The organism is Alteripontixanthobacter muriae (assembly GCF_013336795.1).
Lineage (GTDB): Bacteria > Pseudomonadota > Alphaproteobacteria > Sphingomonadales > Sphingomonadaceae > Pseudopontixanthobacter > Pseudopontixanthobacter muriae.
In genome coordinates, this window is sequence record NZ_JAAFZT010000017.1 from 55,623 (window position 1) to 67,453 (window position 11,831).

Below are 11,831 nucleotides of genomic sequence, written 5' to 3' on the forward strand. Positions count from 1 at the left end.
CAAGAAGGTCCGCCGGGCTTTTTTGCCGACAGAAGTCAGCGGATCAGGTCAGATGCTTGGATACCGCTGCCGTCATCTTGAACATGGAGATGCGATCCTTGCCGATCACCGCGCCGAGCTTTTCGTCGGCTTCGATCATCCGCTTGTCCTCGGCGACCTGCAGATCATGCTTCTTGATATATTCCCAGACCTTCGAGGTTACCTGGGCGCGGGTCATGGGACCCTTGCCGACGACTTCCTCAAGTTCCGGCGAAACTTCGACGGGCTTCTGCAAAGCGTTATTGGCACCTGCCATATTGATTTCCTTCTTTAGAGTAGTCTCGTTTCACGTCCTTGCAGACGCTTTAGCATGCATTCAATCGTCGTCACCTTCGGAGCGGACATAGACACCTGTCAATATCGCCGTTGCGATTACATGCCCCTTCATTGCCGAAAGCAGCTTGTCGCGATCAGCACCCGGCATAAGCGTCAGCGGCAAATCGAGTGCGAAGATCTGGAATACATAGTCGTGCGGGCCATGGCCGGTCGGCGGGTCAGGCAGCAGCCATTCGGAATTGCCATAGGAATTCTTGCCGACACGGGGCGGAGTCTCGCCCTCGAGCAACTTGCCTTTCTGCGGCGGAAGACCCCAGACAAGCCAGTGGCACAATGGTTCGCCGGCGGGTGCATCGGGGTCTTCCACGATGATCGCCAGTTCCTGCGTGCCCGGCGGCGGCGCGGTCCATTCCAGCGGCGGTGCGACGGCATCCTCTTCATCGGCAGTGAAGCACGGGTCCAGTTCGGCGCCATTGGTGAAGGCGGGGCTGGTCAGGTCGAAACCGTTCTTGCCCATGAGGTTTTCCTGACCCAGGCGGACGATAGCCAGCTTGCCATGTCCTGCGCGGACGTTCTTGAGGGCTTTTCCAAGCCATTCGGGTACGTGTTCGAGCATTCGCGTGAAGTATCCTTTCCGAATGAGGTTCTAGGCCATACAACGCCCGCAGGCGAGAGCGGGCACCCGCATTTGCCGGAATAATCCGCAAGGCGTGCAGCAGGCATGCTGCAGCGATTGAATTGGAGGTGCGTTCCAGCTTGTTCCGGCGACAGCCGGCTTTACGGTGGCCGTCTGCGGATCACCAAGGACCGAGGCAGCCCATGACCGACAAATATGAAAGCTTTCGCGAATTCTGGCCGTTCTACCTGCGGGAACACAGCCGGCCGATGACTCGCGCGCTTCATTATATCGGCACCACGCTGGTCGTGCTGATCGCGCTCGCTGCCCTGCTCGCAGGCGAATGGTGGATCTTGGTGGCAATGCCGCTGGCAGGCTATTTCTTTGCCTGGATCGCGCATTTTCGCGTCGAACGGAACCGCCCGGCGACCTTCACCTACCCGTTATGGTCACTGGCTGCCGATTTTCGCATGTGGTGGTTCTGGCTCACTGGAAGGCTGAAGCCTGAGTTGGACCGTGCCGGCGTGAAGCCTACTTCCGGCGGCTGAGGCGTGCACGATTGGCGCGCACGGTAGGTCCATAGTGCGCAATGGTGTGGTCGGCAGCAACCCGCGGATCATTACCGAGTCCGCCCGTCAGTATCATTGTTCCAAGCTCGACATTGGCGGATAGCTTTTCAGAGAACATCCGCGTCGCTTCCTTCTGCGCGGCAACACCGCCGCCGGCTAGCAAGGCTGTTCGCAACCACATCACCGTGGCAGCATCCGCGCCCAACGACCAGGCATCGTAGAACGTCGTGAGCCACGCAGTATCAGGTCTGAGATCGTTCATTACATGCCTTCTCCGCCTGCCGCACAAGTTCGCTTGTAGCGACCTTGCAGGTACGATCCTGAAGGCGCAACCGAATGTTAGATGAGCGAGCAAGAATGGGCGGCCTTCAGGCCGTGGCGTCTTCCTGTTCGGCAGCGCGGCGGGCAGCGCGTTCCTCGTCGGCAACGCGGCGGTCGCGGGCGACTTGCCGCGCCCGATGGGCAAGATCCAGCCAGACTGCTTCCGATCGCAAGGCTCGCTCGCGTACATTGTCGAGAGTGGCTTCGCTGGCCTGCTTGGCCGATTCCTGTGCGCGTTCGGAGTAAAATTCGTAAGTCTGACTCATCCTGATATCCCATGATGTGAAACTGGAAACCCGGCAACCTTCATCGCGAAGGCTGCCGGGGGATGCACGTCAATCAGGCAGAAGCGAGATTGATCGCCGATTCCTTGCCGTTACGGCCGGTTTCGACGTCATAGGACAGGCGCTGGTCCTTATCGAGCGTCTGCATGCCGGCGGCATGGACTGCAGTGATATGAACGAAGCTGTCCTGGCCGCCGTCTTCGGGCTGGATGAAACCATAGCCCTTGTCGGTGTTGAAGAATTTGACTGTGCCGATAGGCATATGCGTTTCCTTTCAAGAAACATTACCCGGTTCCGCGGAACTGCGGACCTGCGGGGTCGTGCGTAAGGCCGTCTGTTGAAAGGAAGTCGTCGAGAGTGCGCGTCAGTCAGGCCCGAAGGTCGCTTTCGCGGATAGCGTCGAAGTCCGTCGCAAGTTTCGACGTCAGCGAATGCCTTGTAACATGGAAATCGCCATTCCCCTAATCCTTACGCCGTATGCGGAGACCATCCGGCCCCGGCATGCAAAAGGCGCGCCCGTCCTTACCGGACGGACGCGCCTGCATTTCAGCGCGAGGTCGAACTATCAGCTCGGCATCAGCACCGTGTCGATGGCGTGAATCGTGCCGTTGGAGGCATCCACGTCAGTCATGGTCACGGTGGCAGTTCCGCCGGTTGCGTCGGTCAGAATGACATTTTCACCGTCAAGCGTCGCCGTCAGCGTTTCACCGCTCAGCGTCGTCAGTTCGGCCGAACCGTTGCCATCGGTGATCGCCTGCGTCAGCGCAGCGGCCATCATGTCGCCCGAGACAACGTGATAGGTCAGGATGTTGCTGAGCTGCTCGCGGTTTTCAGGCATCGTCAGAGTGTCGAGCGTGCCGGCAGGCAGCTTTTCGAATGCCGCATTGGTAGGCGCGAAGACAGTGTACGGGCCGTCGCCGCTCAGCGTACCGCCAAGATCGGCCGCGTTGATCGCGGTGACCAGGGTCGAGAAGTTCGCATCGCTCTGTGCGACTCCGACGATGTTGGGGGCGGTGTCGGCAGTGGCCATCGTGTCCACAGCAGCGGTATCGTCGACAACGAGCGTGTCGTCGGCAGGCTCGGAGGAACATGCGGCGAGCGCGAGAACAGAAGCAACGAGAGGCATGGCAATAAGTTTCATCAATGATTTCCTTGCAAGTGGTTTTACGATTTAGGTCGGACACCCTTGTTCAGGCGCGGATTCACATTTATCAACTATGACCGCCATATTTAGTTCCCATTCCTGCCTCATTTTGCCACAATTCCCATGGAATCAACATCATGGTGCAGTCGGGCCGGTGAACGGGCGCTCGTCTGTCCAGGCGCATCCCGACCTCGTTTCATCTCCAAGTTGTAGGGTGGCAGTGAAAGGATAGGTCCTGTCGGACATGCCATCGCTGCACGAAATCGGCGTGACTGCCAGATCTAGCGAGGCGCCATCGAGCGAACCGGACCAGGAAATTCCGCCCCGCCCTGCGAAACGTTCAACCCGGATGTCCCTGCCATCAGGGTTTTCAGGCGTTTCGTAGGTCAGCGTCTCGCCGCCGACTTCGCCGCCCCAGAAGGGTTCCGTGCCGGTCAGATAGACCGTTTCCGCCTCTCCGATGGCGCCGTAAGGCTGGGTCGATCCGTCCTGGCCGGGTATCCGGCTATCGGCTCCCGGACCGCTCGCCGCTTGGCCGCAACCAGCCAGTGCAAGGCAAGAGGCGAGCAGGCATGTCGCGGCTTGAGCAGGATTCATATCGATCTTTTCCATCGCCATCCTCTTTGTCATTCAGAGTATTCCCAGCAGGATAGTTGCCATACCGAGGCCGATCGAAAGCGGCAGGCGCAGGCGCATCCACCATGGCGGTGCGCCGTAGCGCGGCATCAGCCGATCGATCAGAAGGCTGGCAAGAATGAAGATGCCGAGCGCAGCGAGCATCGCACCCTGCCAATCCCCCGTCCAGATAAACGGCAGGAAGGTCAGCAGGGCGAGCAATGACGGAACCACGGACACGCACCACAGCCAATGCGGGACTGCTTTCCCGCGTGCGTGACGCGAGGCAGCGATGCCCCACCACAACCCGCCAAGAAAGCTGAAGATCAGCGCGCCATAGGCCCAGCCGAGTGCCTGCATGGCCGGTCGCCAATCTTCCGGCCCGATCAGCAGGGCCAGCAGGATAGCCCATTGCGGCAACAGGCCGGCCAGACCGAGCCACCTCGGCAGAGGCGGCACGCTGTTCATGCGTTGTCCGTCTCACCCGCTTCATCCGGCCGTCCCTGCGGCCCCGAAGCGAGGCGGCGATGTTCGTCGACGCTCCGGCGCATTTCCCGCGCCTGCAGTTCCAGCGCACGGCCGCTGAGCCGGATCTCACGGCTCTGCTGGAAAAAGCCCAGCACCAGCCACAGGAAGGCCAGCGGGCTGGACACGCCGCCGACGAAATCGCCTAGTTCGTTCAGCCGCAGATCGGCGGGGTTCTGCCCTTGCAAAAACAAATACAGCACCAGCAGGACGATATAGAGCGCGGACAGACCCAACCCGATCCGGGGCAGGTGGCGGCGGTCGCGCTTGTCTTGCTCTTCCGTCATCCTGGCAGTCTGCCCCGGCACGACCTCGGCATCAAGTGACGTCGTCCTCTGTCACGCAGACGTCCGCATCTTCTTCCGGAAGATAGAGGTTGTCGCCCTTTTCGCGGTAGAGTTCCGACATTTCCTGCATACCCTTCACTGCCGCAGCACGGCTCGCTTCCGCTGTTTCGGCACCCCATTTCGCGCTTTCGAGGAAGCTGTCGGCGCTCTGGTTCTGGCGCGAGGCAAAATCGCGCACTTCCTGGCTGATCTTCATCGAACAGAACTTCGGCCCGCACATGGAGCAGAAATGCGCCGTTTTTGCACCTTCTGCCGGCAGGGTCTGGTCGTGGAATTCCTCCGCCGTATCGGGGTCGAGGCTGAGATTGAACTGGTCGCGCCAGCGGAATTCGAACCGCGCCCGGCTGAGCGCATCGTCGCGCAATTGCGCCGCAGGATGTCCCTTGGCCAGATCGGCCGCGTGGGCTGCCAGCTTGTAGGTAACGACGCCGACCTTCACATCGTCACGATCGGGCAGGCCCAGATGTTCCTTGGGCGTTACGTAGCAAAGCATGGCCGTGCCGTACCAGCCGATCTGCGCCGCACCGATGCCGCTGGTGATGTGGTCGTAACCTGGCGCGATGTCGGTGACGAGGGGACCGAGAGTATAGAACGGCGCTTCGCCGCACACTTCCAGCTGCTTCTCCATATTCTCCTTGATCTTGTGCATGGGCACGTGGCCCGGCCCTTCGATCATCACCTGCACGTCCTGCTTCCAGGCGCGGTGAGTGAGTTCGCCCAGCGTGTAGAGTTCGGCGAATTGCGCCTCGTCATTGGCATCCGCGATGCTGCCGGGACGCAGGCCATCACCCAGCGAATAGGCGATATCATAGGCCTTCATGATCTCGGTAATCTCGTCAAATTTATCGTAGAGAAAGCTTTCCTTGTGATGCGCGAGGCACCATTTCGCCATGATGGAACCGCCGCGGCTGACGATGCCGGTCACGCGCTTCGCCGCCATCGGCACATAGGGCAGTCGGACGCCGGCATGGATGGTGAAATAATCGACACCCTGTTCGGCTTGCTCGATCAGCGTGTCGCGGAAGATGTCCCACGTGAGGTCCTCGGCCACGCCGCCGACCTTTTCCAGCGCCTGATAGATGGGCACCGTGCCGATCGGCACGGGGCTGTTGCGGATGATCCATTCGCGCGTGTCGTGGATGTTGCGCCCGGTGGACAAATCCATGACGGTGTCCGCGCCCCAGCGGATCGACCAGACCATCTTGTCGACTTCGGATGCGACATCGGACGCAACTGCGCTGTTGCCAATGTTGGCGTTGATCTTGACGAGGAAATTGCGCCCGATTGCCATCGGCTCGCATTCGGGGTGGTTGATGTTGCTGGGGATGATGGCCCGGCCGCGCGCCACTTCGTCGCGGACGAATTCGGGCGTGACATGGGCGGGCAGTGACGCGCCCCAGCTTTCCCCGCCGCTCGCCGCTTCCAGCGCGATTTCGCGGCCGAGGTTTTCGCGCGCGGCAACATATTCCATTTCCGGCGTGATGATGCCGCGGCGGGCGTAATACATCTGGCTAATGTTGCCCCCGGCTTTCGCGCGCAAGGGGCGGCGCAGCGCGGTCGGGAACGGCGGCACGCCGCCCGCACGGTCCGGGCCGGTGCCGCCGGTCAGAAGACCATTATCCTCCGGCTTCACCTCGCGCGGTTCGTATTCCTCGACGTCCTGACGGGCGAGTTGCCAGGGACGCCGAATCGGCTCCAGCCCGGCGTCGATATCGATGCGCGCCTTTGGGTCGGTGTAAGGGCCAGAGGTGTCGTAGACGCGCAGAGGCGGCTCGCCGCTGGACGGTTCGAGGTCGATCTCGCGCATGGCGACCGTGATCCCGGACGAACCCGGCGCAGGTACGTGAACCTTGCGACTGCCGCGGATCGGACCGGTGGTGACGGCAATATTCTCGCTGCCCCTGCGGCCTGCGGGAATACGCTCGATGGGGGAATCGATATCGGCCATGTCTTGCTCCGTTCAAAAATAATCGGAGCAGGGGCGGTTTCTCGGGCTTCGACCGCTCCCTCCCTCCGCCCGTTCTAACGGGATCAGGTTCTGCGGGTCGTGCGGAGTTCTCCGCCCTCTCAGCCTCAGCAGGCGCCCCGGGGATGGATGGGTTCTACAGGCCCGCCCGCCCATAGTCCAGCCGCCCCGGTTCGCCTGACGAAGATGGATCAATTGCCGCCGGCAGCGATCCAGCGGTCGATCTTGGCCTCCAGTACCGGCAAAGGCAGCGCGCCAGTGCCGAGCACCTGTTCATGGAAGGTGCGAATATCAAAGCGATCGCCCAGCGACGCTTCTGCACGCTGGCGCAATTCCTGTATCTTCAGCGCGCCGACCTTATAGGCCAACGCCTGGCTCGGAATGGCGATATAGCGTTCGACTTCCGCCGTGGCATCGGTGCGGCCCATGCCCGAATTGGCGAGCATATATTCGATCGCCTGTTCGCGCGTCCATCCCTTTGAATGCAGGCCGGTATCGACCACCAGGCGCATCGCGCGCAGGATCTCATCGTCGAGTGTGCCCTGCCGCTGATAGGGATCGTCATAAAGGCCCATAGGAAAGCCGAGCGTTTCTGAATAAAGCGCCCAGCCTTCGACATAGGCGGTGTTACCGCCGAAACGAATAAAGTTGGGCAGAGCCTCGTTTTCCTGGGCCAGGCTTAGCTGGAAATGGTGACCCGGTGCGCCTTCGTGCAGATAAAGTGTAGTGATGCCCGGCGTGGTGCGGCTCGGCAGATCGTAGGCGTTGAAATAGAATATGCCCGGGCGCGAACCGTCAGGCGTGCCGGACTGATAGGAACCGCCCGCCTCGAATTTTTCGCGGAACGGTTCGTAGGGGCGGATTTCCAGCGGAGTTTTCGGAACCGTGGAGAAATATTGCGGGATCAGTGCATCGACCTTGCGGCCGATCTCGTAATAGCGTTCCGTCAGCGCCTCGCGGCTTTCCGGTTTGAACTGCGGATCGGTTCGGATGTGGTCGAAGAACTCCTGCAGTGTGCCTTCAAAGCCGACCTCGTCCTTCACTTGCTGCATCTGGCGCTGAATACGCGCGACTTCGGACAGGCCGAGGTCGTGCAGCGTGTCTGCAGTCAGCGGCAGAGTCGTGGTCTGTTCGATCAGCTTGTTGTAGAGCGCAGGGCCGCCCTTCATCTGCGAAAGTCCGACACTATCGCGTGCTTTGGGGTAATATTCCGTCTTCAGAAAATCGCGCAGCGCCCGGTTCGCAGGATAGATCTCCTGGTTGATCGACCGACGATAGGCTTCGGTCAGCCGCGCCTTCTCGGCGGCGGAAAAGCTTTCAGGGAAGTTCTCGACCGGACCCCAGAAGGGCGATTCCTCGGCAGACTGCGCGAGCTGCGTATCCAGCTGTTCGATCACATTGCCGATCGTCAGTTTCGTTTCCAGAACGCCCGTGTCCAGCCCTTCGCGGAACTTGTCGATGGATCGGCCGACAAGGGCAGCGTAATCGCTGTGGCGCTTCAGGTTGTTCTCGTAATCCTCCACCGTGTTGAACGGTGCCGCGCCCTTCCCGCTGGCGAGCGTGGGATAGAAGGTATGAAAGCCGAAGAAGTGGTTGACCGGCCGTACCTCGGTGAGCGCGAGAATTTCCGGCGTGAGGTTCGACAGGGCCTCACGCTGGTTATAGGCGAAGACATCATAGGCGATGCGATCGGTCTCGTTCAGCGCGCTGCGGTCAATACGCTCGAGCGCCGCCAGGTTCTGGCGGGCATTCGCGCGTTCGGTATCGGTGTAGGCGTCGGTCAAATAATTGCCGAGCGTGTCCGCATAACGCAGATCGCCCCTGAACAGGGCGCTCATAGGGTTGTTCTTCAGTTCCGCTTCGTCCGCTGCGGCGAAAATGGCGAACAGTCTTTCATGGGCAGTCTGCTCTGAGGCGGTCGCGCCCCCCGCAGTCTCCATCGGCTGCGCGCCGGTCAGGATTATAGCCTCTTCATTCTCCATTGTTGTGGCGCAGGCGGCCAGCGGCAAAGCGGCAGCGGACAACAGGGTGATGCGGAAAGTGGTCATGCGTATAATCCCCCAAGATCTTGTTACAGCAGGTCTAATCCCCGGCGCCGCCCAGCGCCAATCAAAACATGGCGCAGGGTCGACGAACGCACATCGCCTCTCGACGGATCACTCCATCACGCGGCCGCGCACCATGACCCAGTCCACATTCTCCAGCACTGTCGCGTCGAGCAGCGGGTTGCCGTCCACGGCGATGATGTCGGCGCTGTAGCCCGGTTCCAGCCGGCCGATCTCGTCTTCCATTCCCAGAACTGTGGCAGCCGCAGTGGTCGCGCTGGCCAGCGCCTCGCGGCTGCTCATGCCCTGCCCCATCATCAGGCGGAATTCACCCGCATTGCGCCCGTGGCCAAATACGCCCGCATCGGTGCCGAAAGCGATGGGGACGCCCCAGTCGCGGGCGCGTCCCATGAACACGCGCGCGCTTTCGGCAACAGCCCGGATCTTGTCCTCCACAACAGGCGTGTAGATGCCCTGCCCAAGCCGCTCGGTGACGCCCTGAAACGCCATGAGCGTGGGGATCAGCACCGTGCCGTTGGCGATCATCGCATCGGCGGCCTCCTTGTCGAGATAGGTGCCGTGCTCGATGGAATCGATGCCCGCCTCCGCTGCCTGCTGGATGCCCCGCGCGCCATGTGCATGGGCCATCACGGACAAGCCGAGCGAATGGGCTGTATCGGCGATGCTCTTCATTTCCGCACTGGTGAAATGTGCCTCCAGCCCGCGCCCCTGCTGGCTCAGCACGCCTCCGGTCGCGGTGATCTTGATAACGTCCGCTCCGTTCTGGCTGGCGAGCCGAACCTTTTCAGCGCATTGAACGACGCCGGTGCAATTGAAGCCGCTGTCGAGAATTTCGTTTATCTCGGGCCGGAAGCCGTTTGTATCGCCGTGCCCACCGACGATGGAAAGCGCCGGTCCTGCCGCGATGATACGCGGACCGGGGATCAGCCCTTCCGCCGTGCCACGCCGCAGAGCGAAAGCACTCGACTGGCCGCTGCCTGCCTCTCGCACTGTGGTGAAGCCTGCCCGGGCAGTCGCCTGCGCATTCTTGGCTCCGACGACGACGCTCCATTCTTCCGGCTCGACCGCTTCCTTCCAGAAATCGCCGCCGGGATCGCCGGTCAGGTGGACGTGCAGGTCGATGAGGCCCGGCAGTACGGTCTTGTCCACCAGATGCACCATGGTCGCGCCTTCGGGAACGGGCTGGATGCCGTCCTCTATGGCAACTATGCGCCCATTGGTGACGGTGATGGTCGCCGGGCCGCTGGCCTGGGCATCCGCGCTGCGGATCACGCTGCCAGCGTGGATGACGGTCGTATCGGCCAGCGCAGGCGAGGCGAAGAAAGCGGCAATCGCTGCAGCCGCCGCCATGCGGCCGGAGATTCGAACAGATTTGCGCATGGTGACAGCACCCCTCCCATTGATCTTGTTGCGACGATCATGCCGCCCGGTCGCCTATTGAGCAAGGCGGGAAAGTGCCGCAGATTGTGAAAGCCGCGAACAACGGCTCGCCGCAGCAGGGTGACGCCTGAACGCAGGAACGCGGTTTGAAAAATCAACTGCGCCTGCCTATACCTTCCCTAACCGAGCCAAAAACAAGAACTTCTGAAGAGGATATAGCTGACCATGGATCTTATTCGCGCGGCCTTGCGTGCTGCCCCCCTGCCTGCCTTCGGCCTTGCCGCCTTTACCATGACAGCAGGGGATGCCGATGCACGCCCGATGACGCCTGAAGATGTGGCAGCGCTTGAACAGGTCGGCGGAATTGAGGTCAGCCCCGATGGCAGCCGCATCGCCTATACCACCTATCGCCACCCCAATATCGTTGAAGGCGAGGAGAATGGCACCGGCACCCAGCAGCTGAAGATGGCCTACGGGCCTGACAATATGCGCGACTTCCTGCCCGCCGACATGAACATATCCGGTGTGCAGTTCTCGCCCGACGGACGGATGATGTCGTTCCTTCATGCGGAAGGCGATGAAGAACGCGCGGTCTGGGGCATTCCCGTCGATGGCGGTGCGCAGATGAAGCTTGCCGCGGTGGATGGTGCCGGTGTGCGCGCCTATGACTGGTCGCCCGATGGCAGCATGATTTATCTGCTGGCAGGGGCCGAAGCCGACGACCGCCGCGACGACGAAGCCGAGGCGGGATTCACATCCGTGGTCTATGAGGAAGAGGATAGGCTGAACCGCCTGTTCGCTGCCCGCGTCGGCACAGCGCTCGCTGGCGGAGAGATCGACGTCGAGCCGCGCGGTGTCACCATTCCGGGCTATGTCAGCGCCTTCGAAATCGCGCCCGATGCGCGCACTGCCGTCGTCCAGACCGCTCCCACCCCGAATGTCGATGACAGCTACACCTCCAAGCGCGTCAATCTGATCGACCTCGCCACCGGTGCGGTGCGCCGCATTGTCGAGACGCCGGGAAAACTGGGCGATGTCGAGATCAGCCCCGATGGTCGCCGCCTCGCCATGGTTGCCGCAGTCGACGCCAACGATCCTGCCCCGACCACGTTGTATTTCGCCGACACGGTCACAGGCGCGCTGACTCCGGTGACGCTCGGCGCGGCGGAAGCGACTGTCGATACGGAGTTTCTCTCGGACGGGAGCCTCGCCAGCGTCGTGCACATCGGTGCCTCCAGCCGCCTGCGCATCTATGCGCCGGACGGCTCGGTCGCCCGGGAGGTCGATCCCGGCAACCTCATTCTGACTGCGGTGGAAGCTGGCGGCGACCGCATCGCCGTAACTGCAGACAGCCCACGTCACCCGGATGAATTGTTCGTGCTCGACAATGGCCGCTTCGACCGCTGGACGTCGCATAATCCCTGGCTATCGGAGATCACCTTCGGCAATCAGCGCATCTATACCTACCAGGCGCGCGACGGGCAGACCATCGAAGGCGTGCTGATCGAACCCGTGGGCGCCATTCCCGCCGGCGGCGCACCGACCATTATGAACATCCATGGCGGTCCCGAAGCGCATGAGAGCAATGGCTGGCAGACCGCCTACAGCAAGCCCGGACAGGTCGCGGCGGGTCAGGGCTACGCCGTATTCCTGCCGAACTATCGCGGCTCCACCGCCTATGGC

General features: G+C 61.6%; 14 protein-coding genes and 1 riboswitch. Of the genes, 2 read left to right on the plus strand and 12 right to left on the minus strand.

Annotated elements, in window-relative coordinates:
- Window positions 1-43: 43 nt before the first annotated feature.
- Complete coding sequence (locus G7A66_RS05805) at window positions 44-295, minus strand: SWIB/MDM2 domain-containing protein (RefSeq protein ID WP_174294760.1); 252 nt, start codon at window positions 293-295, stop codon at window positions 44-46.
- Window positions 296-355: 60 nt separating this feature from the next.
- Window positions 356-931 (minus strand): YbhB/YbcL family Raf kinase inhibitor-like protein, encoded by a 576-nt coding sequence (locus tag G7A66_RS05810; RefSeq protein WP_174294761.1) that lies wholly within the window; start codon window positions 929-931, stop codon window positions 356-358.
- Between the two features lie 203 nt (window positions 932-1,134).
- Between G7A66_RS05810 and G7A66_RS05815 the strand changes: the two genes are divergently transcribed.
- The gene (locus G7A66_RS05815) at window positions 1,135-1,479 is read left to right on the plus strand and encodes a DUF962 domain-containing protein (RefSeq protein ID WP_174294762.1); all 345 of its coding nucleotides are present in this window, start codon (window positions 1,135-1,137) and stop codon (window positions 1,477-1,479) included.
- On the opposite strand, the gene G7A66_RS05820 is transcribed toward G7A66_RS05815, so the two are convergent.
- From G7A66_RS05820 to G7A66_RS05865, 10 genes are all read right to left on the minus strand, one after another.
- The gene (locus tag G7A66_RS05820; protein WP_174294763.1) at window positions 1,463-1,762 is read right to left on the minus strand and encodes a hypothetical protein; all 300 of its coding nucleotides are present in this window, start codon (window positions 1,760-1,762) and stop codon (window positions 1,463-1,465) included. The genes G7A66_RS05815 and G7A66_RS05820 overlap by 17 nt on opposite strands.
- Before the next feature lie 106 nt (window positions 1,763-1,868).
- Window positions 1,869-2,087 (minus strand): hypothetical protein, encoded by a 219-nt coding sequence (locus G7A66_RS05825; RefSeq protein ID WP_174294764.1) that lies wholly within the window; start codon window positions 2,085-2,087, stop codon window positions 1,869-1,871.
- A gap of 73 nt (window positions 2,088-2,160) precedes the next feature.
- Window positions 2,161-2,367 carry a cold-shock protein gene (locus tag G7A66_RS05830; RefSeq protein WP_170004902.1) on the minus strand — a complete coding sequence of 69 codons (207 nt, stop codon included), beginning with the start codon at window positions 2,365-2,367 and terminating at the stop codon, window positions 2,161-2,163.
- Between the two features lie 303 nt (window positions 2,368-2,670).
- Complete coding sequence (locus tag G7A66_RS05835) at window positions 2,671-3,246, minus strand: fasciclin domain-containing protein (RefSeq protein ID WP_206675087.1); 576 nt, start codon at window positions 3,244-3,246, stop codon at window positions 2,671-2,673.
- A gap of 138 nt (window positions 3,247-3,384) precedes the next feature.
- The gene (locus tag G7A66_RS05840) at window positions 3,385-3,879 is read right to left on the minus strand and encodes a COG3650 family protein (protein WP_232366684.1); all 495 of its coding nucleotides are present in this window, start codon (window positions 3,877-3,879) and stop codon (window positions 3,385-3,387) included.
- Window positions 3,880-4,332 carry a DUF3429 domain-containing protein gene (locus tag G7A66_RS05845; protein WP_174294765.1) on the minus strand — a complete coding sequence of 151 codons (453 nt, stop codon included), beginning with the start codon at window positions 4,330-4,332 and terminating at the stop codon, window positions 3,880-3,882.
- A complete protein-coding gene (locus G7A66_RS05850; protein ID WP_174294766.1) occupies window positions 4,329-4,676 on the minus strand; it encodes a hypothetical protein in 348 nt (115 codons plus the stop codon). The genes G7A66_RS05845 and G7A66_RS05850 overlap by 4 nt, the downstream gene beginning before the upstream one ends.
- 31 nt (window positions 4,677-4,707) lie before the next feature.
- Window positions 4,708-6,684, minus strand: a complete 1,977-nt coding sequence (thiC, locus tag G7A66_RS05855) for a phosphomethylpyrimidine synthase ThiC (protein WP_174294767.1) — start codon at window positions 6,682-6,684, stop codon at window positions 4,708-4,710.
- Between the two features lie 43 nt (window positions 6,685-6,727).
- A riboswitch (TPP riboswitch) is annotated at window positions 6,728-6,834 on the minus strand.
- A 59-nt stretch (window positions 6,835-6,893) separates the two neighbouring features.
- The gene (locus G7A66_RS05860) at window positions 6,894-8,750 is read right to left on the minus strand and encodes a DUF885 domain-containing protein (protein ID WP_174294768.1); all 1,857 of its coding nucleotides are present in this window, start codon (window positions 8,748-8,750) and stop codon (window positions 6,894-6,896) included.
- A 108-nt stretch (window positions 8,751-8,858) separates the two neighbouring features.
- Entirely contained in the window at window positions 8,859-10,148 is a 1,290-nt protein-coding gene (locus tag G7A66_RS05865; protein WP_408609243.1) for a metal-dependent hydrolase family protein, read from the minus strand.
- Between the two features lie 225 nt (window positions 10,149-10,373).
- Here G7A66_RS05865 and G7A66_RS05870 point away from each other — a divergent pair.
- Window positions 10,374-11,831: S9 family peptidase (locus G7A66_RS05870; protein WP_232366685.1), on the plus strand; the 1,458-nt coding region annotated here is incomplete at its 3' end.

Excerpts from the sequence above, each read along its gene's own strand:
- G7A66_RS05805 (WP_174294760.1), bottom strand. The coding sequence starts at position 295 with ATGGCAGGTGCCAATAACGCTTTGCAGAAGCCCGTCGAAGTTTCGCCG.
- G7A66_RS05810 (WP_174294761.1), bottom strand. The coding sequence starts at position 931 with ATGCTCGAACACGTACCCGAATGGCTTGGAAAAGCCCTCAAGAACGTC.
- G7A66_RS05815 (WP_174294762.1), top strand. The coding sequence starts at position 1,135 with ATGACCGACAAATATGAAAGCTTTCGCGAATTCTGGCCGTTCTACCTG.
- G7A66_RS05820 (WP_174294763.1), bottom strand. The coding sequence starts at position 1,762 with ATGAACGATCTCAGACCTGATACTGCGTGGCTCACGACGTTCTACGAT.
- G7A66_RS05825 (WP_174294764.1), bottom strand. The coding sequence starts at position 2,087 with ATGAGTCAGACTTACGAATTTTACTCCGAACGCGCACAGGAATCGGCC.
- G7A66_RS05830 (WP_170004902.1), bottom strand. The coding sequence starts at position 2,367 with ATGCCTATCGGCACAGTCAAATTCTTCAACACCGACAAGGGCTATGGT.
- G7A66_RS05835 (WP_206675087.1), bottom strand. The coding sequence starts at position 3,246 with ATGAAACTTATTGCCATGCCTCTCGTTGCTTCTGTTCTCGCGCTCGCC.
- G7A66_RS05840 (WP_232366684.1), bottom strand. The coding sequence starts at position 3,879 with ATGACAAAGAGGATGGCGATGGAAAAGATCGATATGAATCCTGCTCAA.
- G7A66_RS05845 (WP_174294765.1), bottom strand. The coding sequence starts at position 4,332 with ATGAACAGCGTGCCGCCTCTGCCGAGGTGGCTCGGTCTGGCCGGCCTG.
- G7A66_RS05850 (WP_174294766.1), bottom strand. The coding sequence starts at position 4,676 with ATGACGGAAGAGCAAGACAAGCGCGACCGCCGCCACCTGCCCCGGATC.
- thiC (WP_174294767.1), bottom strand. The coding sequence starts at position 6,684 with ATGGCCGATATCGATTCCCCCATCGAGCGTATTCCCGCAGGCCGCAGG.
- G7A66_RS05860 (WP_174294768.1), bottom strand. The coding sequence starts at position 8,750 with ATGACCACTTTCCGCATCACCCTGTTGTCCGCTGCCGCTTTGCCGCTG.
- G7A66_RS05865 (WP_408609243.1), bottom strand. The coding sequence starts at position 10,148 with ATGCGCAAATCTGTTCGAATCTCCGGCCGCATGGCGGCGGCTGCAGCG.